The following is a 26,505-nucleotide window of genomic DNA, read 5'->3' as shown; positions in this document are numbered from 1 at the left end:
TCTTGCAGTTAATAAACGCTGGCCCCAGCGTCCAGTCGAGCCGTCCGATCCCGCCCCTAGCTTCGGCCCTCAAAGCGCGCGCGGCGGCCCTTAGTGATGCAGCACAAGGGGGCGGCCCTGATGGCGGGCAACCTCGATCTCGGTGTCGTAAAGCGCGCTGAGGGTGCCTGCGTTCAAAACCTCGTCTGGGGTACCGGTGGCGGCGATGCGGCCATCCTTCAGCGCCACGATGTGATCGGCCCAGGCGGCGGCATAATTCACCTCGTGAACCACCACCACCACGCTTTTGCCGGCGCTGCCGACCAGCCCGGACAGCCGCGACATCAGCCCGCGGGCATGTGACATGTCCAGATTGTTCAGCGGCTCGTCCAGCAGTAACCAGTCGGTATCCTGCGCGAAGGTCATCGCCAGATAGGCCCGCTGCGCCTGCCCGCCCGATACTTCGTCCAGAAAGCGGTGCGACAGATCACCCAGTCCGAATGTTTCCAGTGCCTCAGCGGTAATCTTGCGGTCGCGCGCGGTGGCGCGGCCCTGATGATGGGGCCAGCGGCCGAAGGCGACCAGATCCGACAGGCGCAGCCGGCTGGCGATCTGGGTCTGCTGGCCCAACACCGCCAGCCGTCGCGCCAGATCGACCGAGGGCGTCCGCGTCAGGTCCATCTCGTCGATGTGGATACTGCCCTGCTGCAACGGCTCCAACCGGCCGATCAGGCGCAGCAGGGTGGACTTGCCCGCGCCATTCGGCCCGATCAGTGCGGTCAGCTTGCCGCGCGGCAGCTCGGCCGTGATGTCGTTCAGGATCGGAGCGCCGCCGATGCGGTGACTGATGCCGGACAGCTGGATCATCGGATGCGACCCTTCAACAGAAGATACAGGAAGAACAGCCCGCCGGCGAACTCGATCACCACCGACAGCGCCGCCTGCTGGCCCAGCAGGCGCTCGAACACCATTTGTCCGATCACAAGGATATTCGCCGCGATCAGCACCGCCGCGGGCAGCAGCACGTCATGGCGATGGCTGCGCGCCAGCGCATGGGCCAGACCGGCGATAACCAGCCCGAAAAACGCGGGTGAGCCGAAGACAGACAGGGGCCCTACCAGCGCCGTTGCGACGGATACCAGCAGCGCCACCAGCGCCAGTGTCACCACCACCATGCGGCCATGGCGCAGCCCCAGCGACACGGCGGTATCGCGGCCAAGTGCCAGCACATCCAGCCGCGGCGCCAGCCACAGCGCGACGCCGATCGCCGCCGCCGTCAACCCGGCCCCGATCGGAAGCAGCACCGGGTCGGCGCGGGTAAAGCTGACGGTGCTGGCAGCCTGCACCACGGCATATTCATTGGGGTCGATCAGCCGCGCCAGCAGGCCGGCGGCAGATCGGAACATGATACCCAGGATCACCCCGGTCAGGATGGTCCGGCCAATGTCGCGGGTTCCGCGCCCCAGCAGCGTGCCGAACAGCAGCACCGCAAGGCCGCACATCAGCACCAGCTCGGCCAGGAATTTCGTCAGCTGCGGGATCGCAGCAAATCCTGCGACACCCAGCCCGGCGACCATGGCTGTCTGAAGCAGCACATACAGCGAATCGAAGCCCATGATCGACGGCGTCAGCACCCGGTTTGCCGCTACCGTCTGAAACAGCATCGTGGACACAGCCACCGCCGCCGCCACCACAAGCAGCGCGCCCAGCTTGACCGCGCGCAATTGCAGGATGAAGGCGCGGTTGCCCTCGCCCAGACCCTGAAACAGCCACAGCGCCGAAGCTGCCGCCAGCAGGACCGACAGCGCCAGCAGCATCCGCGTCTTGCGGCGGCCTGCGGGCATCGCGGTCAGATGCAGCGCCGTGTCAGCCATGGGCGGGCTTGCGATACAGAAGGATCAGGAAGATACCGGCGCCGACAAAGCCCATGATGGTGCCGACGGGAATCTCGAACGGGTAACGCACCAGCCGCCCGATCAGGTCGCAGGCCATCAGCAGCGCCGCACCGGCGGCGGCGACCATGGGCAGCGACTGGCGCAGATTGTCGCCCATGATCCGCGAGATGATGTTGGGCACCACCAGCCCGATAAAGGGGATCATGCCGACCGTGGTGACGACCATCGCGGTGACCAGCGACACCACCGCCAAGCCCAGCCGCATGATGCCCTTTGTGCCGAGGCCAAGCCCCGTCGCAACCTCCTCGCCCAGACCCAGAATGGCGAAGCGGTCGGCGGCAAACCATGCCAGCCCGGCTGCCGCCCCGGCGATCCACAGCACCTCATAGCGTCCGGCGATGACGCCGGAAAACTCGCCCGTCATCAGCCAGGTGGTGATCAGCTGGATCAGGTCGGTCTGCCAGGCGATATAGGTCACGATGGATCCGATCACCCCGGCCAGCACGATGCCGGTGATCGGGACCAGCATGACCTCGCGCGGGGGCAGGCGGCGGATCACCGCGACGAACAGCGCCGTGCCGGCCATGGCGGCGGCGGCGGCGGTCAGGATCTTCAGCCAGATCGGCGCGGCGGGTGCCAGCAGCGTGATCGCCAGCAGGCCGAGTGCCGCGCTTTCGCCGGTGCCGACGGTGTCGGGGCCGACGAAACGGTTGCGCACCAACGCCTGCAACAGCATACCCGCGACGCCAAGCGCCGCGCCGGTCAGCAGCACCGCAAGCGTACGCGGCAGGCGCGATTCCATCAGGACCAGCATGGCCCATGGGTCGCTCGGCGCGGCGAAGACGTCGATGCTGGCGGCCCCGGTCATCAGACTGGCCAGCGTCAGCGGCACCAGGGCCGCCACCGTCACGCCGAGCGGGTGTTTCACTTCGACAGCGCCTCGGTCAGGGTGTCGACCACAGCGACCAACGAGCCATAGCCGCCGCCGCCGATATACAGCTCTGCCGCGGGCAGATAGACGACATTGCCGTTTTTCCAGGCATTTGTGCCCTCGACCAGCGGCGATTTCAGGGTCGCCTCGGCGCTTTGGCCGTCTTCGCCCACGGCGGCGCCGCGATCCAGCACCAGCAGCCAGTCAGGGTTGGCCTGGGCGATGGCTTCGTGCGTCAGGACGTTGCCATGACCTTCCTCTGCGTTCAGATCGGCGATGGCGGGGGGCAGCCCGGTCTGGTCATGCAGCCAGCCAAAGCGCGAGCCGGTGCCATAGGCCGCCAGCTTCGGTCCGTTGGTCATCACGATCAGCGCCGTGCCCTTGCCTTCGGCGGCGGTCTTCAGCGTGGCCAGCTTTTCATCCAGCGCGGCTTTCAGGGCGTCTGCCTCGGCGGTTTTGTCGAACAGGGTGCCATAGGCGGCCAGACGGGCCTCTGCCTCGGGGATCATGTCCGGGCCGATGGTCATGTCGATCGTTGGCGAAACCTGTTCCACCGCGCCCTTCTGCGCGGCCGAGCGGCTGCCGACCACGATCAGATCAGGCGCCAGCCCGGCCAGCTTTTCCAGATCGGGTTCGAACAGGGTGCCGACGGTGTCCACCTTCAGCGCCGGATTGTTCTTCAGCGCCGGGATGTAAAGATTGTCCGGCACGCCCGCCAGCGGCACCTGCAAAGCGGTCAGCGTGTCGATGGCGGCGACGTCGAAGGCCACGACCTTCGCGGGCGGTGCGTTGACGGTCACCTCGCCCTGTGCGGTGGTGATCGCGACCTCCTCGGCGAGGGCAGCGGTCACCATCGAGGCGGCGGCAAGCAATGAGACGGCAAAACGGCGCATGGCGTTTCCTTTTGCGGTTTGCGTGTGGCTGGGCGCTGGCTTCACGCGACGGGCCGGTTCTAGACCCGCGCCGCCGGGTGGTCCAGTGTCCGAGTAAATTTCTGTGATATTACCTGTGTCAGGATCGTGTGATATTGCGGCGTGCCGCACTGGTTGACAGCTCGGCCGGGCGCGCCAACATGGCGCAAATTCTTACGAGGCAAATGTGAGTGCTGACCAGATCGTCCTGGATGGGGCGGAAATCGACCTTGCGACGCTGTCGCGGATCGCTGCGGGCGAAGGGCGGATCACCATTTCAGACGCCGCGATTGATCGCGTGCAGGCGGGGCGCGACAGTTTTCTTGCGGCGCTGAAGGATGGGCAGCGAATCTATGGCTCGACCACGGGCGTCGGTGCGCTGAAGGACGTTGAACAGCAAGGGCGCGAGATGCTGGAATACACCCGCTCGCTGCCATTTGCCCATCAGGTCGCCGTCGGCGAAGAGGTGCACGCGGGGATCGTGCGGCTGACGATGGTGCTGCGGCTGAACTCGCTGCTGACCGGGCAGGTCGGGGTCACGGTCGGTTTCGTGCGCTTTCTGCAACAGATGCTGGACCGCGACCTGATGCCGGTGATGAATGTGCGGGGAACTGCGGGGGCAGCCGATCTGGGCCAGATGGGGCAATTGGCCACCGTCATGGCGGGCGAGGGGATGGCGCGGCTGAAGGGGCGCGCGATGCCCGCCGCCGAGGCTTTCGCGCAAGCCGGGATGGCCCCCTATACGATGCAGCCGCGCGAAGGGCTGGCGGCAGTTGCCACGAATTCATTCGGGCTGGCAAAAGCCGCGCTGTACATCATCCGCGCCGGCCGCACCCTGCGCCGCGAGATGGCACTGGCGCTGACAGCGGCGCAGGCGATGGGTCAGAACCGCGATGTCTGGCTGGCCGCCGAATATAACGGCCTGCCGCAAGAACGCTGGGTCGCGCGCTGGCTGACGACCAATTCCGCCGGCTGTGACTGGCCGGTCTCGCAGCGTGTTCATGACCCGCTTTCGGCCCGCATGATCGCGCAGATTTTCGGGGCCTCGGCCAATGCCTTACTGGAAGCTGGCAATGCCGTTCGCGCCGAAACGGCGCATGTCGACGATAACCCCATCGTCGTCGCGGGGCGTGTCGTCACCTCGGGCGGAAGCCTGCTTTTGTCGCTGTCGATGCGGCTGTCGTCAGTCCAGCTTGCGCTGGCGCATCTGGCGCGCAATGCGTTCAACCGTTGCCTGCTGATGGTGAATGGCCAACTGGACGGGCTGCCCGTCAATCTGGTGCCGCCCGGCGTGATCGCGACCGGCTATGGCCCGATCATGAAGCTGGCGCTGGAACAGGTTGTGCGGGTCACGGACGCCTCGGCTCCGGTTTCTGTCCTGAATCAAGCTGTTGCCGCCGGATTGGAGGATGAGGCCGCATTCATATCGCTAACCGCGTGGCGGCTGGCCGAACAACTGGATGCGCTCGACTGGCTGCAGGCGGTCGAGGCGATCCTGTCGGCGCAGGCGCTGGATCTGTGCGGCGCGACACCGGCGCCGGGTGTGGTCGCACGCCTTTACGGCGAAACCCGAAAGCATGTCCCGACGTTGACGCGGGATATTCCGCAATCGGCGGGGATCACGGCGATCAGGGAAGCACTGTGCCAGCCCGGTTTGCAGGCGGATTTGCTTGATCTTGCGCCGTTCTCGCCATTTGATGACATTCTGGGGATTGCGCCGGGATCGGAACTTGAACGCAATGCCGCAACGCTACCGCAACAGGAGCAAATGCTATGACGCGCATCACTACCCTGGCCGCCGCCGCCCTGATCGGGCTGGCCGCTGGTGCCGCCTCTGCCAAGGATATCGTTGTCTCCTCGAAGATCGACACCGAAGGCGGCCTGCTGGGCAACATCATTTTCCTGGCGCTGCAAAATGCCGGTCTGCCGGTGCAGGACAAGCTGCAACTGGGCGGCACGCCGATCGTGCGTGACGCGCTGACCTCGGGCCAGATCGACATCTACCCGGAATATACCGGCAACGCGGCGTTCTTTCATAATGAGGCCGACAGTCCCGTCTGGAAAAACGCCGCCGAAGGCTATGCCCGCGCGGCCGAACTGGACAAGCCCGCCGGGCTGACATGGCTGGCGCCTTCGCCCGCCAACAATACATGGGCCATTGCCGTGCGGCAGGACATGGCCGATGGCGGCAGCCTGAAAACCATGTCGGATTTCGGCAAATATGTGGCCGATGGCGGCGAGGTGAAGCTGGCCGCCTCGACCGAGTTCGTGACCTCGCCCGCCGCGCTGCCGGCATTTCAGTCGACCTACGGCTTTGAACTGACGCCGGATCAGCTGGTGCAGCTGTCCGGCGGTGACACGGCGGCGACCATCGCGGCGGCGGCGCAGCAGACCTCGGGCGTGAACGCGGCCATGGTGTACGGCACCGATGGCGGCATCGCGCCCGCTGGTCTGGTGGTGATGGAAGACGACAAGGCGGTCGAGCCGGTCTATCAGCCCGCCGCCGTCGTCCGTGATGAGGTGCTGGCCGAACACCCCCAGATCGCCGAGGTGCTGAACCCGATTTTCGAGGGCCTGGATCTGGTCACCCTGCAGGAGCTGAACGGTCGTATCCAGGTCGGCGGTGAGCCCGCCAATGCGGTCGCCAAGGACTACCTGACCCAGAAGGGCATCCTGAAGTGATGCCGGCGGGGCGGCGTGCTGCGCGCCGCCCGCGCGTTTCGCTGATCGCGACACGATGACCGATATGCCGATCCCATCTGCGCGGCCCGCGTCCCGGCCACTTAGCCGGCCGGGGCTTTTGTTCGCCTTGATCGGCGTTGCGGGGCTGGCGCTGCCGCTGGTGCAGTTCAAGGCCAACCGCATCGTGCTGGGCGAGGGCGTTTTGCTGGGCGCGGCGATCGGTCCGCTTGGCTGGGGGGCGATGGCCCTGCTGGCATTGGCGCTGATCGCGGGCATCTCTGGCCGGTTGCCAATGACGCTGCGGCTGGCGCTTGGCGCTGGCGGCGTGGTGGCGGTGCTGCTGGCGCTGGGTGCGGCCGCCCGGTTTCTGACGCCGGAAGGCAACACCATGGCGCGGGTCGCGCCAGCAGCGGGGTTCTGGCTGCTGCTGCTGGCTTTTGCGCTGATGGCCACCGATGCGCTGTCGCGGCTGCGGCTGACCCTTGCGCGGCGCTGGCTGCTGCTGGCGGCAGCGATCGTGGTGATTGGCGGGGTGCTGTGGTCGGGCTGGCTGGACGGCGTGTCGGTCATGCGCGAATACGAGGCCCGCAAGGACCTGTTCTGGCGCGAGGCCGGGCGGCATCTGGTGCTGGCCTTCGGCTCGTTGGGGGGCGCGCTGCTGGTCGGGCTGCCCATCGGCACCGGCATCTACCTGCTGCCGCGCCTGCGCCGGGCGGTGCTGGGCGTGCTGAACATCCTGCAAACGATCCCGTCGCTGGCGCTGTTCGGGATCATGATCCCGATCTTCGGCTGGATCGCGGCGAACCTGCCCGGTGCCGCCGAGCTGGGGATCGCCGGGATCGGCATCTTTCCGGCGCTGGTAGCGCTGTTTCTGTATTCGCTGCTGCCGGTGGTGTCGAACACGCTGGTGGGCTTGCGCGGGGTGCCTGCGGCGGCGCGCGATGCGGCTTACGGGCTGGGCATGACCGAAGGCCAGGTGCTGCGCGGCGTGCTGTTCCCGCTGGCGCTTCCGGTGATCCTCACCGCAGTGCGGATCGTGCTGGTGCAGAATATCGGCCTTGCCGTGATCGCCGGGCTGATCGGCGGCGGCGGCTTTGGCACCTTTGTCTTTCAGGGCCTGAACCAGACGGCGATGGACCTCGTCTTGCTGGGCGCGCTGCCGACCATTGCACTGGCGCTGGTTGCCGGCATCGCGCTTGATCTGCTGGTCGAGACGCTGGAGCCCGCCCGAACCGAAAGGACCGACGCATGATCGAGATCCAGAACCTGACCAAGCGCTATGACGGCAATACCGTGGTCGACGATGTCAGCCTGACGGTGGAAACCGGGCAGATCGCGGCGCTTGTCGGCACCTCAGGCTCTGGCAAGACGACACTGTTGCGGATGATTAATCGGCTGGTCGAACCCAGTGCCGGCCGGGTGCTGATCGACGGGCAGGACACCGCCGCGATCGCGCCCTATCTGCTGCGTCGGCGTATCGGCTATGCCATTCAGGGCCACGGGCTGTTTCCGCATCGCACCGTTGCGCAGAACATCGCCACCGTGCCGCGCCTGCTGAACTGGCCCGAGGCCGAGATCCGCGCCCGCGTTGATGAGCTGCTGGCGATGTTCCAGTTGGACCCCACCCAGTTCCGCGACCGCATGCCGCATGAATTGTCCGGCGGCCAACAGCAGCGCGTCGGCGTTGCCCGAGCGCTGGCGGCGCGGCCCGAACTGTTGCTGATGGACGAACCCTTTGGCGCGCTGGATCCGGTGATCCGCGCCAAGGCGCAGGAGGATCTGCGCGCCCTGCAACGCAGGTTGGGCACCACGCTGGTGATCGTCACCCATGACATGGAGGAGGCCGTCGCACTTGGCGACCGGATCGCGGTCATGGATAAGGGGCGGCTGCTGCAATATGCCCCCCCGGCCGAGATCCTGACCCGCCCCGCAACCCCCTTCGTGCAAGAGCTGATCGGCACGGGTGAGCGGCCATTCCGCCTGCTGTCACTGTCGCGCGTGGCCGATCTGGTCCAGCCGGGCGAGGCGCCGGGGGCGCCCATCTCGGCCGAGGCGAGCCTTCGCGACGCCCTTGCCGATTGCCTGTGGACCGGGCGCGATCGCCTGCCGGTCGATGGCGGTGGCGTGGTCACGCTGGCCGCCCTGCGCGAACGTGCCGCCGGCGCCGACATCGGGTCTGCGGCGCGGGCCTCTGCCGGAAGTCCTGCCCGATGATCGCGCGGCTGCTTCTGGGGCTGGCGGTGCTGTTCCTGCTGGCGTTTCTGATCAGCCCCGACAGTTTTGCCGGGCTGTTCCAGCCGCTGACGAAGAACAACGCCCCCGCGATCTATACCCAGACCAGCCTGCTGAGCCTGACCTTGTCGCATCTGGGATTGGTGGCGCTGGCGGTGGCGGCCTCAACGCTGGTGGCGGTGGCGCTGGGGGTGCTGGTCACCCGGCCTGCGGGGCGCGAATTTCTGCCATTGGCGCGGACGGTCACGTCGGTCGGGCAAACCTTTCCGCCGGTCGCGGTGCTGGCGCTGGCGGTGCCGATGATGGGCTTCGGTGCCGGGCCGACGCTGGTGGCGCTGTTTCTGTATGGACTGCTGCCGATCTTCGAAAACACGCTGACCGGGCTGACCAACCAACGCCCCGAGGTGACCGAGGCCGCCCGCGCCATGGGCATGACCCCGCGTCAGCGCCTGTGGCAGGTCGAGTTGCCGTTGGCGATGCCCTTGATCCTTGCGGGCGTGCGGCTGTCGGCGGTGATCTCGCTTGCCACGGCGACCATCGGGTCCACCGTTGCGGCGAAAACCTTGGGCGAGGTCATTATCGCGGGGCTTTTATCCTCTAACACTGCATTCGTCGTTCAGGGCGGTCTGGTTGTGGGCCTTCTGGCAATTCTCATCTATGAGGGCTTCCAGGCCCTTGAAGGCCGTCTGTCGCGCCGCATCGGATTGGCGCAAGGCTGATTATCTGCGGAGAGATTGATGACTGCCCCCGAAAAACGCCGTTTTCCCATCACCTTGCGCGCGCTGGAAGTGGTGGCCGTCACCGATCTGTCGCCCCGGATGCGCCGCGTGACGCTGGCCGGGCCGCAGCTGTCTGCCTTCGAAGCCGATGGCCGCAGCCATCCCGGCTTTGAAAGCCCCGGCCCCGACGATCACATCAAGCTGTTCTTGCGCGACCCTGACACTGGTGTGCTGAGCCTGCCGGTGCAGGGCGATGGCCGGCTGCATTGGCCGCAGGATCCGCCGGTGGTGTCGCGCGAATATACGCCGCGCGGCTTCGATCCGGCCTCGGGCCAGTTGCATATCGACTTTGTGCTGCATGGCCATGGACCTGCGGGGGGCTGGGCCGCGCAGGTGCAGGTGGGGCAGCAGTTGCACTTGGGCGGGCCGCGCGTATCGGTCTTGCTGCCGCAGGCCGACAGCTATCTGCTGATCGGCGACGAAACCGCGCTGCCGGCCATCGCCAACTGGCTGGAAATGTTGCCCGAAGATGCCGCCGTCACCGCCCATATCCTGATCGGATCGCCCGACGCGCAGATCCCGCTGACGGCACCGAAGGCGGCGCAGATCCAGTGGCACCCCTATGACGAGACCGATGCCGAGGCGATGACCCGGCTGATCCCCAGCGTCCCGCCGCGCGGCACCTATATCTGGGCGGGGGGCGAGCGGGCGGCCATTACGGCGCTTCGCGCGCATCTGGACGGGGCCGATCTGGACCCGGATCAGGTCGATCTGTCGAATTACTGGACGCTGGGGCAGGCGGCCGGGGAAGACTGAGCCCTAATTCCGCAGCATCGGCTGGACCGGGGTCTGGCCGATCTCGCGGACGATCTGGGCGATCTGGGCGAAGCGGTCGGCCAGCGGGTTCGACTTGCGCCAGACCATGCCGATGGTGCGGCTGGGGCGTGGAACCGGAAGCCGCGCCACGGCGACGCCGGCCATCCGGGTTTCGACCTCGACCGCCATTTCGGGGATCAGGGTGACGCCGATCCCGGCGCCGACCATCTGGACCAGCGTTGACAGCGAACTGCCCTCCATCAGCCCGCGGGCGGGTGCGGGCAGCTTGCAGAAGGACAGGGCCTGATCGCGGAAGCAATGGCCTTCCTCCAGCAGCAGCAGGCGCATCTGTTGCAGGCCTTCGGCATTGGGTACCGGCCTGTCGGCATCGGCCAGCGGGCGGACCAGTACGAATTCCTCGTCGAACAGCGCGGTTTCCACAAGCGCCGGTTCAGACACCGGCAAGGCCACGATGGCGATGTCCAGCCGCGATTCCAGCAGGTCCTCGATCAGGCGCTGTGTCACCGTTTCGCGCGGTTGCGGGTCGAGGCCGGGGAACTGGCGTTGCAGGGACTGGATCAGGCGCGGCAGCAGATAGGGGGCCACCGTCGGGATCACACCGATGCGCAAGGGGCCGGACAGGGTTTCGCCATCGGCGCGGGCCAGTTCGCCCAGCTCATCAACGGCGCGCAGGATGTCGCGGGCGCGGGCGGCGAATTGCTGGCCAAGCGCGGTCAGACGCACTTGCCGCGCGCCGCGTTCAACCAGCGGCGCGCCGACCAGAATTTCCAGTTCCTTGATCTGCATGGACAGTGCAGGCTGGGTGATCGCGCAATCTTCGGCCGCGCGGCCGAACTGGCCGGTGCGGGCCAGAGCCTCGAAATAACGCAGCTGCTTCATGGTCAAGGATTGCATCAGCGGAGCTTATCGTATCCGTAAGAAAATGCAATTATTCATTATTGTTCTGTCCTGCTAGTCTGCGCGCCGAACGAAATGGCGCAAGCCGCGCCGGTCGGGCCGCATTTTCGGCCCGCACCAGCCAGCCAGGAGATGAAAATGGACGGAAACAATGTTTCGGGCGGCAAATGCCCGGTCATGCATGGTGGCAACACCGAGGCAGGCGAATCGGTTACCAGCTGGTGGCCGAAAACGCTGAATCTGGACATTCTCAGCCAGCATGACAGCAAGACCAACCCGATGGGTCCCGACTTCGATTATCGCGCCGCGGTGAAGTCGCTGGATGTCGAGGCGCTGAAGGCCGATCTGCGCGCGCTGATGAATGACAGCCAGGACTGGTGGCCGGCCGACTGGGGCAGCTATGTTGGCATGTTCGCACGGGTGGCATGGCACGCGGCCGGGTCGTATCGCCTGGCCGATGGCCGCGGTGGTGCTGGCACCGGCAACCAGCGTTTCGCGCCGCTGAACAGCTGGCCGGACAACGCCAACACCGACAAGGGCCGCCGCCTGCTGTGGCCGATCAAGAAGAAATACGGCAACAAGATCAGCTGGGCTGACCTGATCGCACTGTCGGGGACCATCGCTTATGAGGTGGCGGGCCTGAAGACGTTTGGCTTCGCCTTTGGCCGCGAAGATATCTGGGCGCCTGAAAAGGACGTCTATTGGGGTGCCGAAAAGGAATGGCTGGCCCCGTCGGATGCGCGTTATGACAATGTCGACGCGCCCGAGACGATGGAAAACCCGCTGGCCGCCGTGCAGATGGGGCTGATCTACGTGAACCCCGAAGGCGTGAACGGCAAGCCCGACCCGCTGAAGACCGCCGCGCAGATCCGCGAAACTTTCGCCCGCATGGCCATGAATGACGAGGAAACCGTGGCCCTGACCGCTGGTGGCCACACCATCGGCAAGTCCCACGGCAATGGTCGCGCCGAGGATCTGAGCCCGGCCCCCGAAGCCGGCGATCTGGCCGATCAGGGCCTTGGCTGGCTGAACAAGACCGGCAAGCGCGGCATTGGCCGCAACACCGTCGTCAGCGGCATCGAAGGCGCATGGACCACCAACCCGACGAAATGGGATAACGGCTTCTTCGACATGCTGCTGAACCACGAGTGGGAGCTGAAGAAAAGCCCCGCCGGAGCATGGCAGTACGAGCCGGTCTCGATCGCCGAGGAAGACAAGCCGGTTGATGCCGAGGATCCGACGATCCGGGTTAATCCGATGATGACCGATGCCGACATGGCGATGAAGGTCGATCCGATTTATCGCGAGATCGCGGAACGGTTCCACAAGGATCCCGCCGCCTTCAGCGACGCCTTCGCCCGCGCCTGGTTCAAGCTGACCCATCGCGACATGGGGCCGAAGCCGCGCTATATCGGCCCCGATGTCCCGGCCGAGGAACTGATCTGGCAGGACCCGGTTCCGGCGGGCAGTACCGCCTATGACGTCGAAGCGGTGAAGGCGAAGATTGCTGCCTCGGGCCTCTCGCTGTCGGATATGGTTTCGACCGCCTGGGACAGCGCGCGGACCTATCGCGGATCCGACATGCGGGGCGGTGCCAATGGCGCGCGCATCCGTCTGGCCCCGCAAAAGGACTGGGAAGGCAACGAGCCCGAACGTCTGGCCCGCGTCCTGTCGGTGCTGGAACCGATCGCGGCCGACAGCGGGGCCTCGCTGGCGGATGTGATCGTGCTGGCCGGCAATCTGGGGGTCGAGCAGGCGGCGAAGGCCGCGGGCGTCGAGGTCAATGTGCCGTTCTCGCCGGGTCGCGGCGATGCCAGCGACGCGCAGACCGACGCCGAAAGCTTTGACCCGCTGGAGCCGCTGGCCGATGGCTATCGCAACTGGGCGAAGCAGGAATATGTCGTCTCGCCCGAGGAAATGCTGCTGGACCGCACCCAGCTTCTGGGGCTGACCGCGCCGGAAATGACGGCGCTGATCGGGGGGATGCGGGTCATGGGCACCAACCATGGCGGCACCAAGCACGGCGTTTTCACTGATCGCGAGGGCGCGCTGACGAACGACTTCTTCGTCAACCTGACCGATATGAGCAACGTCTGGGCCCCGGCCGAGGGTGGCATCTATGAAATCCGCGACCGCAAGACCGGTGCGGTGAAATGGACTGCTACCAGCGCCGATCTGGTCTTCGGCTCGAACTCGATCCTGCGCGCCTATGCCGAGGTTTACGGCCAGGACGACAACAAGGAAAAGTTCGTGCGCGATTTCGTCGCCGCATGGGCAAAGGTGATGGACGCGGATCGTTTCGATCTGCGCGCCTGATCCGACTTGTCGCGAGGAACAGGGGGCCGGGAAACCGGCCCCTTTTTCATGGCGCGGTCAGACGCAAGGGCTGAAAGACCGGGCCCTCCGGGGTCTCGGCGAAATAGCCCTGTACGCCGAAAACCTGCGCCAGCAGCGCGGGGGTCAGAACCTTTGCGGGCGGGCCGTCGGCGGCGATCCGGCCCTGATCCATCAGTACCAGCCGGGTGCAATGGCGCGCCGCAAGGCCAAGGTCGTGCAGGGATGCGATGACCAGCCGCCCCTCATCCGCCAGCGTGCGGAATGTGGCCATGGCGCCGATCTGATGGGCCGGGTCGAGGCCGGCGATGGGTTCGTCCGCCATCAGGATCGGGGTGTCCTGTGCCAGCGCGCGGGCGATGAGGACGCGCGCCTGTTCGCCGCCCGACAGTTCGGTGACCGGGCGCGCGCGCAGATGGGTGATGCCCATGCGGGCCATTGCGGCCTCGATATGGGCGGGATCGGCATCGGGGCGGGCATGGGGAATGCGGCCAAGGCGGATCAGTGCCTCGGCCGTGACGGGCCATGCGGCCTCGCGCGTCTGGGGCAGCCACGCGGCGGCAAGTGCCCGGCGGGCGGGGGGCAGTGCCGTCAGGGACGAAGAACCGCTGGCCGCGATCAGGCCAAGCGCCGCCCGCATCAGGCTGGTCTTGCCGGCGCCATTGGGGCCGATCAGCCCGATGAATTCGCCGGGGCCTGCCGACAGGCTGGCCCTGTCTACGGTCACGCGCGTGCCGCGCCGAACGGTCAGATCCTGCAATTCCAGCCGCATCAGCGCCCCCGCCTTTGTCGCCAGATCAGATGCAGAAAGACCGGCGCACCGATCAGCGCCATGACCACGCCCAGCTTCAGGTCGCGCCCCGGCAGGATCAGCCGTACGGCGATGTCGGCGGCCAGCACCAGCGCCGCGCCGCCAAGCGCGGATGCCGCCAGCAGCCGCCCCGGCCGTGCGCCGACCGCGCCGCGCAGCAGATGCGGCACCACCAGCCCGACAAAGCCGATGGCCCCGGCAACGGCGGTTGCCGCGCCGACCATCGCCGCCACGCCCAGCACCAGCCGCAGGCGCAGGCGGGGCAGGTCGATGCCCAGCGATGCGGCGGCGTCCTCGCCCAATGTCAGCGCATCAAGGCCGCGCCCGGCCCCCCATAGCATCGCCGCGCCCGCCGCCATGAAGGGCGCGGCGATGGCGACGTGCAGCCATGATCGGTCGGCCAGCGAGCCCATCATCCAGAACACGATTTCATTGGCGGCGAAGGGGTTGGGCGACAGGTTCAGCACCAGCGAGGTCAGCGCCCCCGCCAGCGCCGAAATCGCCACGCCGGCAAGGATCAGCGCCAGTGATCCGCCGCCCGGCCCCGCCATGATCAGGATCAGCCCTACCGCCAGCACCGCGCCCGCCAGCGCCGCGATGGGCAGCGCCAGCACGAAGGCCGTCGCAAAGCCGGTTTGCAGCGCGATCACCGCGCCAAGCGCGGCAGATGCCGACACGCCGATCAGCCCCGGCTCGGCCAGCGGATTGCGCAGATAGCCCTGCATCGCCGCCCCCGACAGCCCCAGCGAGGCGCCGACCAGCAGGCCCAACACCGCCCGAGGGGCACGGATTTCGCGCATCACCAGACCCAGCGCGCCCTCGCCCGACCACAGCGCAGCAAGGCTGCCACCCAAACCCGCCCCCGCCGGTCCAATCAGCAGCGAGGCCAGCATCAGCAGAGCGCACAGGGCGCTCAACGGCAGCAGGACCTTCATTGCGCCAGCCTTTCGGCGGTGCCGACGATGGCGGGCAACCCGCAGATCCAGTCCCGGTCGGGCACGGTTGCGCGGTCCGCCGGGATGGCGGCAAGGGCGGGGTGGTCCAGCACACTTTCGGCGCGCGAGGGCGTGGGATAGCGGCTGCCGGTCACGATCAATTCGGGCGCGGCCATCACCAGCTGCTCCAACGCCATCTGGCCCGCGCCTTCGGTCAGCAACACCAGCCCGGCGCGGCGCATTACGTCACCGGACAGCGTTTCTGGCCCCGAGGTATAGCCATTCGCGCCGTAAGTCGTGGCCCTGCGCGGCGCGCCCTTCGGCAGTGCGGCAAGATCCGCGTCGAAATCCGCCAGCACTTTTGCTGCACGCGCGGGCTGGCCCAGCAGCGCGCCCATCCGGGTGATGGCGGCGCGCACATCCTCGACCGAGGTCGCGGGGGCCATGGTTTCCACCCGCATGCCAAGGCGGCGCAGCATCTCGGTCGCCGGGCCGGTCGAGTAGGTGCCGGCAAGGATCAGATCGGGATCCTGAAGAAAGACCTCCTCGGCGCTGCCATGGTTCAGACCCACGCTGCGGGCCTGATCGGGCATCAGCGAGACGGAAGGATCCGCCGCCAGCCATGACACCGATTGCAGCTGGCCGGGCGCAGCGATCAGCATGGCAAGCTGATCGGTGCACAGGTTCACCGACACCACCCGCTGCGGTTCTGCGGCTGCCGCGCCTGCAAGTGTGATCACAAGCGCGGCGGCCAGTCTTACCATTTTGCGGCCAGCCCCACATAGGCCGTCCGGCCCCGCGCTGAATAGCCCCAGACATCGCTGTAATCTTCGTCGAACAGGTTCACCACGCGCCCCGTCAGCCGCACCTTGTCGGTCAGATCATAGCCCGCCGCCGCATTGACGACGGTATAGCTTGGCAGTTCCGTCTTCGGCACGCCGGTTGCGGGATCGTAATTCCAGAATTCTTCATCATAGCTCCCCGAGGCATAGATCACATCACCCGAGAGCGTGCCGCGCCCCTCGGCGAAGGTCCAGGCCGCGTTCAGGCCAAGCTGGTGGCGGGGGCGGCGGATCTCGACACTGCCGTCGGGGTCCTTGGCGTGAAGATATGTGTAATTCGCCCCGAAACGCAGGTCGTCGGTGGCTTGCAGGCTGGCGGCGATTTCCACGCCCCGGCGTTTGCTGGTACCGTCCTGATTGTAATAGTTGGTGCCGTCAGGCAGCGTGGTGCCGGAGAAAGTGATCTCGTCTTCCAGATCCTCGTGGAAATAGGTCAGGTCGACCACGGCGCGACCGTCCAGCAGCGTCGCCTCGACGCCCATGTCGAAGCCGCGATTTTCCTCGGGGCGCAGGTTCGGATTGCCGACATAGCCCCAGCCGCCGAACAGTTCGGAATAGTCGGGATTGACCACGCCGGTCCCGGCCGAGGCATGAAGCCGCAGCGGCGCGTTCGGCATCTGATAGGACAGGCCCAGCGACCAGGTGGTTGCGTCGTTGAAAACGTCGTTATTGTCGTGGCGCAGGCCGAATTGCACATCCAGCCCATTGGCGAAGGCACCGCGATATTCCAGCACCGCCGAGTTCGACCGCCGCCGCTTTTCCGAGGCGATGGAGTTTTCGTCCTTCCGCTGCTCCAGCCCGAAGGCGACGGTCTGGCTGGCCTCGGCCACGCGGCCGTCGATGCCGTAGATGCTGCGGAATTTCCAGATATCGGTGCGGGCCTCGGCCTGCGTCCATAGGTGGTCGTCGAATTCATAGCGCGTCTGGTCATAGGACAGACGGTTGCTGAGACGGCCGTCCAGCATGTCGGCCTCCAGCCAGATCTGGCCGGCCTTTTCCTCGCGGTCGGCATGGCCATTGCTGTCGACCAGATAGTCGCGGGCGCTGGTGGGGGCGAAATTGATGGCGTCGAAGTCGTAACCCTCGGTTGCGCGGCGCAGCATGGCACCGGCGCGGATGTCGTCGGTCAGCGCATAATCGCCGGAAAGTTGCAGCGATTCGCGGTTCAGCCCGTCATCATCGCCGCCATCGCCGGCCGAGACGTCATAGCCGTCGTCTTCGCGTGCAGCAGCGTTCAGCGCGATTCCGCCGCGTTCGCCGCGGGTGCTGACATGGGCCGATGCGGCCCAGCCGTCGCCGGCCTCGACCGTGGCGCTGGCTTCGGTGCCCGCCCCGCCCTTGTGGGTGATGATATTGACCACCCCGGCCGAGGCATCCGCCCCGAAGAACACCGATTGCGGGCCGCGCAGCACTTCGATCCGGTCGACATTGGCAAGGGACAGGCCGGACAGGAAATATTCCTGATCCCCGGCCGAGGCGCGCACGCCGTCGATCAGCACCAGCGTGTGATTGCCCTCGGCCCCGCGGATGCGGATCTGGGCGTTGCTTTCGCCGGACGCGGCGACCGAAACGCCGGGCACCTGGCGCAGCGCCTGCTCAACAGTGCTGACGCCGCGTTCGCGGAAATCCTGCGCGGTCAGCACGGTATTGGCGCGACCGTAAGCCTGCGCCTCGATCGGGGTCAGGCCGCCATAAAGGGTGATCGGGTCCAGCAGGATCGGGGCGTCCTGCGCCAAAGCGGCGGCGGGCAGAAGGGTGGCGGACAGCAGCAATGAAATGCGCATCGACAGGTCTTTCCTTGTGGGCATGACCCTCGGGTGAAGGGGCCCGGTGAACAGAAGCCTGCGGGCTTGCACCCACAGCAGAATGTCACCGCTGCGGATCATGCCGCCTCCGTGGCGCGCCCCGCGCCGCGGAAAGGGTGATCGCCCGGGCAGGTCTCCTGGCTATGCGGGTCGCGGTTCGGCCGGCCTTCCCGGTTTCCCAGTGGCATATCGGCGTCACTCTCCGCTTACAGTTGCGGGGGCAGCCCGGGCTGCGGCGCGGGGGCCGTTCCCGTGTTCCCTTTTCACCGGCAGCATGCCGCCGGAACCTGAGCGCCGCCTGAATGGGCGTCCCTGCCGCCTGGGTCAAGCATGCCTGATGCCGCAGCCCGGCACGGGGCGCAGGGTGTTGCACAATCGCCAGCGCGCGGCGCGGGTGTGGCGCGGGTGGTATTTTGCTTGATAGCCGTGCATCGGGCGTGAATAAATAAACCTGATTTGAAACCTGTTAGGCCGTTATTTTGCGGCCATGTGATCGGAGTGCGGTTTTGACCAAAGGCGACGGACAGCCCATGCAGCAGCTTGAAGCCTTGCTGTCGGCGGCCTCCGATCAGCGGCGCCCGGCCCCTGCCGATGCCGTCGCATTGTGGTCTGGCAGGCTGCCGCCGCTGCTTCTGGATATCTGGCGCCGTTACGGGCTGGTGCGTCTGGCGGGTGGCCGGCTGCGGCTGGTCGATCCGCGCCGGTTCGAGCCGCTGATGGCCTATGTCTTTCATGGCGACCCGGACCTTGCCGGCGACACCCATGTGATCGGTCTTGGCGATTTGGGCGAGCTGGCCCTGTGGTCCGAACGGCATGGCTTTGGTTTCCTGTCACCACTGCTGGCAGCGGTCGAAATTCCGTTTATCCTCAGTGCTTCGGCGGTACCGGCGGATACACAGATCGCCGATCTGCTGATTGCGATGCCCCATTCCGCGATCGAGGCCTTCGACCCGGAACAGCGGCCGCTGCATGACCGGCTGCAAGCGCGGCTGGGTCGGCTGGAACAGGATGACATCTATGCCGCGACACCGGTGCCGCCGCAGGTGGCGGGCACCCCGATCGAGGATTACGAGGTCGCCGATGCCGTCGAATGGCTGGAAGCCGTCTACACGGCAATGAATGTGACGCTGGTCGATTATCAGCGCGCCCCCTTCCAGCTGCGCATGATCGGCGCGCCCTGGCCCCCCGGCCTGACTGCCGGGCAGAAAAAGGTGCCGTTATGAAACCGACCAGACATCCCGCAGGTATGAACAGCGCCGCAACTCGTTTGGGCCGGACCGCCGCGGCCGCTGCGTTGGCGCTGCTGGCCTTTGGCGGGCAAGGGGCCTTGGCGGCTGAGTATCTGGCGCTGTCTTTCGGGGCCTATCGGTCCTCGCCGGTGCTGCTGACGCATTTCGCGATCGAATCGCCGCTGGCCGCCACGCCCGAGATGGTCGTGTCGGGTTCGGCCGAAAGCGCCATGCCGCGCGCGCCGGGTTCCAGCGCGATCAGCTTGCCGCGCGATGTGGGCGGGGACGGCAAATGGCAGGTGCGGGCGCAATGGATCGAATTGCAGACCAACCGCGCCTATCAGGCTGAGCTGCCGGTGCCGGTTTCGGCCCTGACCGAGGTTTACCGCGCTTATGAACTGAACGTGATCTTCGGGCCGAACGGGCTGATGATCCTTGGTTCCGACAAGGCGGGCAACCGGGCCAGCGACCGGGTCGATCTGGTCGCCGGCTGCGGCGACCGGGTGCCGGCCGCAGATCGTGCATGGGGAAATGAAACGGGCCGCTTCACCGAACTTCCACAGGTGCGCGCCCATATGCGCCCGGTCCCGGCGCGCACCGTCTGCCCCGCCCCGCAAAGGTAAGTCATGACCAAGCTTGTCGATATTGACCTTCTGGCAGCGGATGCGGTGAACGGCGCCGATATGGCCGGCGAAACCGGCAATATCGCCCAGACCTGCCCCAAGCTGACGCTGGAAGTGGGGGTGTTTTTCGACGGCACCCTGAACAACCGTTTCAACGTGGCTTTGCGCAACCGCAGCGATGACAGCTATCACAATGCGCTGTCCAACCCGGCGTTGCTTTGGGCGCGGTACAAAAATGGCGCGACCCATGATGTCAGGAACTCCTGCGGCGGCACCGCACGCGCCTTTCGCAGCATCTATGTCGAGGGGCCGGGATCGGTCGCGGGCGAAGCGGACGATTCGATGGGCTATGCGACCGGCATGGGCCGGCGCAGCGGCGTCGAGGCGCGCGTCCTCAGTGGGTTCGAGCGGCTGCTGCGCGAGATCGGTCTTGCGGGCGGCCCGCCCAGCATCGAAAAGGTCGTGCTGGACGTTTTCGGCTTTAGCCGGGGGGCGGCGGCGGCGCGTTATTTCGTGAACTGCATTCGCGCTCGCCGGATCCGCTATGACCCGGTGGGACGGGGCGATTTCACCGAAAGACTGCCCGAAGGCCTGACGGTCGAGATCCGCTTTCTGGGTATTTTCGACACCGTTGCGGCCATCGGCAATGCTGGCAATGACAACAACGATCCGGTGAATGTGCACCTGAAGACCGCGCAGGTGACCGGGCGCATCTATCATCTGGTTGCCGATGACGAATACCGGGTGAATTTCCGGCTGAACCGGAACTGGCCCGGCGGTGGCGATCACCAGCTTCTGCCCGGTGCCCATTCCGATGTCGGCGGCGGCTATCGCGATCCCGGCGATGCGGCGCAGTTCAGCGGCGTCTCGCGGCGCAGCTGGGCCTCTCGCGCCCTGGCCGAGGCCGATCAGGCCGCCAAGCGACGCGCCGACATGGCACCGGGCGCCCATCGCGACGCCGAGGCCGTTTTCGTCGCCGAGGGCTGGCTGAACGCCAATGAAACCGAAGGCGGCATCATGCGGCAGATGACCCCGATAAGGGAGGGGTTGGCGCCAGCGGGCATGCGTGGCGGGGTGATGCGGGTCTACAGCTATGACGAACAGCTGGTGTTGAACCGGCCATGGGTGCAGGTCGGGCTGTCCCGCGTCGCGCTGCACATGATGCACGAGGCGGCGCAGCAACATGTCAACGGCGCCTTCCTGCCGCTGCCCACCAATGACGCGAATTATGTCATCCCGGCCGGCCTGCGCCCCTACGAGGCAGAAATCCGCAGCGGCAGCCTTGCGGGCGCGCGTCGGCGCGCGGTGCTGCGCGGCTTTGGCCATGTCTCGATGAAGGATGGCAGCCTGCTGACCAAGGAATGGTGGGGCCACCGCCCCAGCCCCGGCCATGTCCGGGGCGAAGCGCCGAACGAGCCCGGCAAGGCGATCTGACGGCGCGCGGCCCTTGCGGGGGGCGGCGCGTTCAGTCGTTGGCAGGGCCCAGCTGGGCCAGACGTTCGGCCAGCAGGCGCATCTTGTCCTCCTCCAGCATCTCGGCATGAAGAATGCGGCGCAGTTCCTTGCCCGGATCGACGGCTTCGAACACATCGTCAGAATGCAGGTCCCAGGCGGCGAGGCGAAAGGCGTTGCCGCGCTGGCGGATGCCGAACTCTGCCGCGCGTGACACCGAACGGCGCACACGCTTTTCCAGCTGCCCAGCCGGCAGGCTGCTGGCGCGATCGGGGAAGGTGCGCAGCATCAGCGCGATCATCTGCTGGATATTCTCTTGGATGCGGGTATCGCGCAGCGCCGCCAGTTCCGGCGGATGCAGGGTAAAGGGGCGGCTTTCCCACGGCCGTGTATCTGGGCGCGGCCCGCCAGCCGAAAAGACCCGCAGCCCGTCGGCCCGGACATCGGGGACCAGCAATGCCCCGATCTGGCCGCCTTCGCGCGGATAGAACCAGCGACCGCGGTCTTCGCTGTCGGCGAGGGCGTCGAAATAGGCAAGCGCGCTTGCCTGTTCCCAGAAGCGGAAGAAGAAGGTGCCGCCATCGGTACGCACCCGCAGCAGGCGGCGAAAGTGCTTTTGCAGCGCCGGCAGGTCCAGCTCGGCCAGGATCAGAATGCCCGGGCGTTTGGGCCACATCGCCCAAGGCACGTCGCTGTCATTGACGAAATCACGCATCAGGGCGCCGTCCGTGTCCATCTGAACCAGATAGGGGGCCACATCGCGCAGCTTCTGCGTCAGATCGCCCTGAAACAGCGAAACGGCAGGGATCTCGCGGCTTTCAAGACGCTCGGGCAGGCCGGGCAGGCAGGCGGCGTCCAGCAGCGCGATGACTGTCCGATGTCGGAACAGGTCATGGCGCAGCCCCTCACGGGGGATCAGGTCGTTACCAGGTGTTTCAAAAGGGCCCAAGTCAGACAGCATGCCCGGAACAGGAATAGCCCTTCGAATTATGCAAAAAATTTTCCGGTTTTCAATGCTATGGTTTTCGCGCCGCCGGGGTGGCTGGCGCTGGTTCAGGGCGGCTGCGGGTTGCAATTTTTCTGGCCATGCCCTCACCTGTGCCAGAAGCCTGTATGTTGGAGAAGATGATGCGTTCGTTTGCCTGCCACCTCGCCTGTAGCGCGGCGATTTCCGCCACGCTGTTCGGCGCGATGCCCGCCTTGGCCCAGCAGGGAGATGCCAGCGTCTTCGCGCCCGCCAATATCGTCGGTGGGTTACTGCGGGCCGGGATTTCTTACGCCCGCATGGTTGCCGATATCCGCTATGGCGCGCTGGAAGTGGATGGGCAGCGCGGGGGCATTGTGCTGCGCGACCTGCAGATTCAGGGCATCGGCGATCAGGCGCGCTGCCAGATCACGCTGGGCCGGGCGCAGATTTCGGGCATCACCTTCTGGGGAGCCGAGGATATGCGCGGGCGGGTCGATGCCTCTGATCTGAAAATCGCGAACAATTGCTTTGGCCCGCAAGCGGCAATGATCGGCATGGCGACAGGCAGCGATTCAATCCCGCTGGACCGTCTGGCGGTGGATTGGCGTCAGGTCGCCGGCAGTGGCGCCACGCAGCTGGACCTTGAAATCGTCAGCCCCGAGATCGCCCGGATCGAGGGCAGCGTCGATTTCGACTATGTCGCGATGTATATCCCCGACGCGCTGAAGAAGCTGGCGCAGGGCAACGATCCCTATGATCCCGAAGAGTTCGGTTTTGAGGATCCCGCATTGGACATGGATCCGGACATGGGCGACAGTCCTTTCGACGAAGGTCCGACCACGCCGGAAGTCGGGTTGCGCGGTACGCTGCGGGCGGCGCATCTTTCGGTCGAGAATCTGGGTCTTTGGGAACGGCTGAGCCCGATCATGCCGCCCGAGGCCGCCAGCCCCGAAGCCATCGACGCCGGTGTGATCACTGCCGAACCCGGCACGCCGTTCCGCGCGGTACAGGAAGGGCTGGCCGCCGCGCTGAAGGGATTTGTCGCCCAGCCCGGCATGGTGACGGCGGAAATCCGGCCCGACGCGCCGGTCGAATTTGACAGCCGGGGCTGGACTGCGCCGGAAGACGCCATTGCCTTCTTCGCGCCCCGCTTTACCAATTCAGCGGCGCGCCCGCCGCTGGCGTTGATCGCCGATCCTTCCGCGGCCGGGGACGCGCGGTCGCTGGGGCTGGCACTGGCGCGGGGCGAAGGCGTGCCGATGAACCACCGCCGCGCCATTGGCCTGCTGTCGCCGTTGAAAGGCGATGCAGAGGTCTCGCTGGCGCTTGCCGCCATGATCGCCGAGGCTGACCCGGCCGCCGCCTATCCCCATGCGATGGCAGCAGCGAATCTGGGCGCGGCGGGCGCCCCGGCGATGCTGGACCGGATCGAAGCGAAACTGCCCACCGCTGCATTGCTGAGCGCGCAGCGGCCGGGAAATGCGCCGCTTCAGGACGAGGATTTCGCCTCGGTTCAGGCGCTGCGTGATGCGGCACTGGCGCGGGAACAGGGCGACGGCGTACCGCGCAGCTATGCGCTGGCATGGCGGCTGGCAGCTTCGGCTGCGGCGGCGGGCGATGGCGCGTCGGCGGCGCTGATGGCGCGGCTGAACGCCCGTTTCGGGGGCGAACAGGTCTGGATCACCGCCCGCGAGGCGGCGGCAGATGCTGCCATGGCCGACTGGACCACGCGCAAGCTGGGCAGCAGGCTGGCCGGCGCGGCGCAATAGGTTGGTCAGTCCGGCGCAGGCTGGCCCTGCGCCGGAGGAATGATCTTTACCGATTCGATGACTGGCGCCAGCGGACCGGACACCGCGCCAAGGTCGCGTGCCAGCGCCCGCATCGAGCGGTTGTCGCTGAGAAAGGACATGCTGATTTCGGTCACGCCGACACGGCGGGCGGCCAGAACCAGTGCCAGCGCCAGCGTCCGGCCAAAGCCACCATGCTGCCACGGCGCCTCGACCGAAAGCGAGATCTCGGCCGTGTCGCCCTGCCGGATCATCTCGCCTACCCCGCGCAGAACGCCGTCGACGAACAGCCCGAAGATGAGGTCATGCTGCCAGTCCAGACCGCGCGAATATGCCTCGACAGCTTCGTCCTTGGTCATGACGTGAAAGCGCGACCGCCTGTCCTCGCGCGAAAGGCGCAGCAGATGGGCGGCATGCTGGGCCTGATCGCGCCGGGTCAGACCGCGCAGTACCACGCTGGGCGGCGCGGTCCCGCGTCGGCGCCAGAACAGGTTCCTGCCGAAATTGAATCTGGCCATCTGACGCTCCTGACCGCGTAATTCCCCTGATCGACGACGATGCTGCACTGCGGCAAATGCTGCGGCAGGTCGGGGATCCGGTCAAGTCACATGGCTGTCTGTGTCATGTGACCCTGCGTGAGATGCGCGTCAGCTGGCGCTAGTCGGCGCGGACATAGCTGCCCGGGGCGGGTTCGATGATAGGCAGCTTGCCTGCTTCGGGGTGATAGGCGGCGACTTTCTTGCCCGGGCTGTGGCTGGCGATCCAATCGGCCCAATGCGGCCACCAAGACCCCTCGTGTTTTTCGGCCTCGGCCAGCCATTCGTTCGGATTGTCGGGATAGCTGTCGCCGCTCCAAAAGCCGTATTTCGGCCGTTTTCCGGGTGGGTTGATGACCCCGGCGATATGGCCCGAACCACCCAGCACGAAGCTTGTCTTGCCGCCCAGAAGCCCGGTCGTCGGATAGATGGATTGCCAGGGTGCGATGTGATCTTCCTTGGTGGCCAGCACGTAGAAGGGGATCTTGATCTTGCTGATGTCGATGGACACGCCGTCCATGGTCAGGTGGCCGGGCTTGCGCAGGCCGTTTTCGATATAGATCTTTTCCAGATACCACAGCAGCATCGCAGCAGGCAGCCGGGTGCTGTCGCCGTTCCAGAACAGCAGGTCGAAGGCCGGAGGCTTTCTGCCCATCAGGTAGTTCATCACGTGGAACGACCAGATCAGGTCGTTTTCCCGGATCATGGAAAACATGTCCTGCAGGTGGTGGTTTTCCAGATATCCCTTTTCGGCCATATGTTCGCGCAGGACCTTCAGGCGGTCGCGGTCTATGAAGACGCCGATCTCGCCCACATCGGTGAAATCGACCATGGTCGCCAGCGTGGTCGCGGTCTTGACCCGCTTGTCGCCCTTGGCCGCCATATAGGCCAGTGTGGCCGTCACCAGAATCCCGCCGATGCAGAAGCCGAGGATGTCGAATTCCTTCTCGCCCGTGGCCTCGGTGATCTTGTCGAGCGCTTCCAGCGGGCCGAGGCGCATGTAATCCTCGAAGCTGAGGCTCGCATGTTGCTTGGTCGGGTTGACCCAGGAAATCAGGAAAACCGAATGGCCCTGTTCCAGCATATAGCGGACCATGCTGTTTTCGGGCTTCATGTCGAAGATGTAGTATTTGTTGATCCAGGGGGGCACGAACAGCAGCGGGCGCTTGAACTGGGTTTCGGTCAATGGCGCATAGTGGATCAGCTGCATCAGCTCGTTCTGCCAGATCACCTGGCCTTCGGTGACGGCCAGATCGCGGCCGACCTCGAAGGCTTGGCGGTCGGTCATGTTGATGTCCAACCGGCCGTCACCGCGTTCCAGATCGTCCAGCAAGTTGCTGAACCCGTCCAGCAGGCTGCGGCCTTCGGTTTCCAGGAAACGGTCGCGGGCGACAGGGTTCAGCGCCAGATAATTGGCCGGCGACAGCGCGCTGAGCAATTGGCGTGTGTAGAAGCGGACCCGCAGGCTGTCCTTGTCGTTGTCAGGCAGGTCGCCGATCAGCTGCTCGGCGGCATTTTCGATGGCCAGATGAACGTCGCGCAGACCCCGGCTGAGCGGGTCGCCATTCCAACGGTCATCGCGAAAGCGGCGGTCACCCTTTTCGGATGCACCGCCGGTCCAGGCATTCATCCATGCCTTGGTAGTGTCGGTCATCACCTGCATCTGAAAGCGCGACAGCGCGAAGGGGTCGGTGGCCAGTTGCATGCCCGCGCGGGCATAGGCCTGGGCGATGGTACCTGCGTCAAGAACGGAAAACTCCTGTCCGCTGGCCTTGGCCGCCGCATTGGCACCGGCGCGCTGCGCCAGTGACTGGGCACGTTGCATGAGGCCCGCGAATTCGCTGGTCTGTGCGGCGATCCTGCTTTGGTCCATGATTCCCCCCGGTAAGGTTGCGTCCGAGATGTTCCCTGAAAATGAACGCCTTTTAATGGGTTAACCCTGTCGACGCCGCATCTTCGATCATGGGATCGTCCCAGATCCTTGCGTCAGTCTGCAACGGAAGCTGGCCTTGGTCGAGCCGCTTATTGCCGGGACTGTACATAGGTCGGAGGCAAGGGGGCGCCGCCCCCAAGGCCTGCGGCCTTTCCCCCGGGATATTTG

General features: G+C 66.1%; 23 protein-coding genes and 1 riboswitch. Of the genes, 11 read left to right on the top strand and 12 right to left on the bottom strand.

Annotated elements, in window-relative coordinates; all coding sequences use genetic code 11:
• Nucleotides 1-90 precede the first annotated feature (90 nt).
• Genes G7044_RS14510 through G7044_RS14495 form a run of 4 tightly spaced genes read right to left on the bottom strand, consistent with a single transcriptional unit; the run spans nt 91 to nt 3,698 of the window.
• Nucleotides 91-846, bottom strand: a complete 756-nt coding sequence (locus tag G7044_RS14510; RefSeq protein WP_166330110.1) for an iron ABC transporter ATP-binding protein — start codon at nt 844-846, stop codon at nt 91-93.
• The gene (locus G7044_RS14505) at nt 843-1,853 is read right to left on the bottom strand and encodes an iron chelate uptake ABC transporter family permease subunit (protein ID WP_407947412.1); all 1,011 of its coding nucleotides are present in this window, start codon (nt 1,851-1,853) and stop codon (nt 843-845) included. The genes G7044_RS14510 and G7044_RS14505 overlap by 4 nt, the downstream gene beginning before the upstream one ends.
• Nucleotides 1,846-2,802 (bottom strand): ABC transporter permease, encoded by a 957-nt coding sequence (locus G7044_RS14500; RefSeq protein ID WP_328803861.1) that lies wholly within the window; start codon nt 2,800-2,802, stop codon nt 1,846-1,848. The genes G7044_RS14505 and G7044_RS14500 overlap by 8 nt, the downstream gene beginning before the upstream one ends.
• On the bottom strand, nt 2,799-3,698 hold the full coding sequence (locus tag G7044_RS14495; RefSeq protein WP_166330108.1) for a siderophore ABC transporter substrate-binding protein: 900 nt from the start codon (nt 3,696-3,698) through the stop codon (nt 2,799-2,801). Before G7044_RS14495 ends, G7044_RS14500 begins: the two co-directional genes overlap by 4 nt.
• 205 nt (nt 3,699-3,903) lie before the next feature.
• Here G7044_RS14495 and G7044_RS14490 point away from each other — a divergent pair, with 205 nt between their 5' ends.
• The 6 genes from G7044_RS14490 (at nt 3,904) to G7044_RS14465 (ending at nt 10,165) form a co-directional block, all read left to right on the top strand.
• On the top strand, nt 3,904-5,493 hold the full coding sequence (locus G7044_RS14490; protein ID WP_166330106.1) for an aromatic amino acid lyase: 1,590 nt from the start codon (nt 3,904-3,906) through the stop codon (nt 5,491-5,493).
• Complete coding sequence (osmF, locus tag G7044_RS14485) at nt 5,490-6,398, top strand: glycine betaine ABC transporter substrate-binding protein OsmF (protein WP_166330104.1); 909 nt, start codon at nt 5,490-5,492, stop codon at nt 6,396-6,398. Before G7044_RS14490 ends, osmF begins: the two co-directional genes overlap by 4 nt.
• A 118-nt stretch (nt 6,399-6,516) precedes the next feature.
• A complete protein-coding gene (locus G7044_RS14480) occupies nt 6,517-7,650 on the top strand; it encodes an ABC transporter permease (protein ID WP_235931327.1) in 1,134 nt (377 codons plus the stop codon).
• Nucleotides 7,647-8,612: an ABC transporter ATP-binding protein gene (locus G7044_RS14475; protein ID WP_166330101.1), complete on the top strand. Its 966-nt coding sequence runs from the start codon at nt 7,647-7,649 to the stop codon at nt 8,610-8,612. Before G7044_RS14480 ends, G7044_RS14475 begins: the two co-directional genes overlap by 4 nt.
• Nucleotides 8,609-9,349: an ABC transporter permease gene (locus G7044_RS14470; protein ID WP_166330100.1), complete on the top strand. Its 741-nt coding sequence runs from the start codon at nt 8,609-8,611 to the stop codon at nt 9,347-9,349. The genes G7044_RS14475 and G7044_RS14470 overlap by 4 nt, the downstream gene beginning before the upstream one ends.
• Before the next feature lie 18 nt (nt 9,350-9,367).
• The gene (locus G7044_RS14465; RefSeq protein ID WP_166330098.1) at nt 9,368-10,165 is read left to right on the top strand and encodes a siderophore-interacting protein; all 798 of its coding nucleotides are present in this window, start codon (nt 9,368-9,370) and stop codon (nt 10,163-10,165) included.
• 3 nt (nt 10,166-10,168) lie between these two features.
• Here the strand turns inward: G7044_RS14465 and G7044_RS14460 are convergent, their stop codons facing one another.
• Nucleotides 10,169-11,080 carry a hydrogen peroxide-inducible genes activator gene (locus G7044_RS14460; RefSeq protein ID WP_166330096.1) on the bottom strand — a complete coding sequence of 304 codons (912 nt, stop codon included), beginning with the start codon at nt 11,078-11,080 and terminating at the stop codon, nt 10,169-10,171.
• 141 nt (nt 11,081-11,221) lie between these two features.
• Between G7044_RS14460 and katG the strand changes: the two genes are divergently transcribed.
• Complete coding sequence (gene katG, locus G7044_RS14455) at nt 11,222-13,399, top strand: catalase/peroxidase HPI (RefSeq protein ID WP_166330094.1); 2,178 nt, start codon at nt 11,222-11,224, stop codon at nt 13,397-13,399.
• A 46-nt stretch (nt 13,400-13,445) separates the two neighbouring features.
• On the opposite strand, the gene G7044_RS14450 is transcribed toward katG, so the two are convergent.
• Genes G7044_RS14450 through G7044_RS14435 form a run of 4 tightly spaced genes read right to left on the bottom strand, consistent with a single transcriptional unit; the run spans nt 13,446 to nt 17,789 of the window.
• Nucleotides 13,446-14,192, bottom strand: a complete 747-nt coding sequence (locus tag G7044_RS14450; RefSeq protein WP_166330214.1) for an ABC transporter ATP-binding protein — start codon at nt 14,190-14,192, stop codon at nt 13,446-13,448.
• Nucleotides 14,189-15,163 carry a FecCD family ABC transporter permease gene (locus G7044_RS14445; protein WP_166330092.1) on the bottom strand — a complete coding sequence of 325 codons (975 nt, stop codon included), beginning with the start codon at nt 15,161-15,163 and terminating at the stop codon, nt 14,189-14,191. Before G7044_RS14445 ends, G7044_RS14450 begins: the two co-directional genes overlap by 4 nt.
• Nucleotides 15,160-15,927 carry an ABC transporter substrate-binding protein gene (locus tag G7044_RS14440; RefSeq protein WP_166330090.1) on the bottom strand — a complete coding sequence of 256 codons (768 nt, stop codon included), beginning with the start codon at nt 15,925-15,927 and terminating at the stop codon, nt 15,160-15,162. The genes G7044_RS14445 and G7044_RS14440 overlap by 4 nt, the downstream gene beginning before the upstream one ends.
• Nucleotides 15,921-17,789 (bottom strand): TonB-dependent receptor plug domain-containing protein, encoded by a 1,869-nt coding sequence (locus G7044_RS14435; protein ID WP_235931326.1) that lies wholly within the window; start codon nt 17,787-17,789, stop codon nt 15,921-15,923. The genes G7044_RS14440 and G7044_RS14435 overlap by 7 nt, the downstream gene beginning before the upstream one ends.
• 131 nt (nt 17,790-17,920) lie before the next feature.
• Nucleotides 17,921-18,116: riboswitch (cobalamin riboswitch) on the bottom strand.
• Nucleotides 18,117-18,340: 224 nt separating this feature from the next.
• Between G7044_RS14435 and G7044_RS14430 the strand changes: the two genes are divergently transcribed.
• Genes G7044_RS14430 through G7044_RS14420 form a run of 3 tightly spaced genes read left to right on the top strand, consistent with a single transcriptional unit; the run spans nt 18,341 to nt 21,096 of the window.
• Nucleotides 18,341-19,033: a GAD-like domain-containing protein gene (locus G7044_RS14430; protein ID WP_166330088.1), complete on the top strand. Its 693-nt coding sequence runs from the start codon at nt 18,341-18,343 to the stop codon at nt 19,031-19,033.
• Nucleotides 19,030-19,662, top strand: coding sequence for a hypothetical protein (locus G7044_RS14425; protein ID WP_166330086.1), 633 nt, complete (start codon nt 19,030-19,032; stop codon nt 19,660-19,662). Before G7044_RS14430 ends, G7044_RS14425 begins: the two co-directional genes overlap by 4 nt.
• A gap of 3 nt (nt 19,663-19,665) precedes the next feature.
• On the top strand, nt 19,666-21,096 hold the full coding sequence (locus tag G7044_RS14420; protein WP_166330084.1) for a T6SS phospholipase effector Tle1-like catalytic domain-containing protein: 1,431 nt from the start codon (nt 19,666-19,668) through the stop codon (nt 21,094-21,096).
• A gap of 31 nt (nt 21,097-21,127) precedes the next feature.
• Here the strand turns inward: G7044_RS14420 and G7044_RS14415 are convergent, their stop codons facing one another.
• Nucleotides 21,128-22,075, bottom strand: a complete 948-nt coding sequence (locus G7044_RS14415; protein ID WP_166330082.1) for a DUF4123 domain-containing protein — start codon at nt 22,073-22,075, stop codon at nt 21,128-21,130.
• A gap of 164 nt (nt 22,076-22,239) precedes the next feature.
• On the opposite strand from G7044_RS14415, the gene G7044_RS14410 reads away from it, so the two are divergent.
• Nucleotides 22,240-23,850 carry a hypothetical protein gene (locus G7044_RS14410; RefSeq protein ID WP_166330080.1) on the top strand — a complete coding sequence of 537 codons (1,611 nt, stop codon included), beginning with the start codon at nt 22,240-22,242 and terminating at the stop codon, nt 23,848-23,850.
• Nucleotides 23,851-23,855: 5 nt separating this feature from the next.
• Here G7044_RS14410 and G7044_RS14405 read toward each other — a convergent pair whose 3' ends face one another.
• Both G7044_RS14405 and G7044_RS14400 read right to left on the bottom strand, forming a co-directional pair.
• Nucleotides 23,856-24,386, bottom strand: coding sequence for a GNAT family N-acetyltransferase (locus tag G7044_RS14405; RefSeq protein ID WP_166330078.1), 531 nt, complete (start codon nt 24,384-24,386; stop codon nt 23,856-23,858).
• A gap of 139 nt (nt 24,387-24,525) precedes the next feature.
• Nucleotides 24,526-26,277, bottom strand: coding sequence for a PHA/PHB synthase family protein (locus tag G7044_RS14400; protein ID WP_166330076.1), 1,752 nt, complete (start codon nt 26,275-26,277; stop codon nt 24,526-24,528).
• Nucleotides 26,278-26,505 lie beyond the last annotated feature (228 nt).

This window comes from Paracoccus xiamenensis (assembly GCF_011308835.1).
GTDB classification, from domain to species: domain Bacteria; phylum Pseudomonadota; class Alphaproteobacteria; order Rhodobacterales; family Rhodobacteraceae; genus Paracoccus; species Paracoccus xiamenensis.
This window is presented reverse-complemented; position numbering and strand designations above follow the sequence as displayed.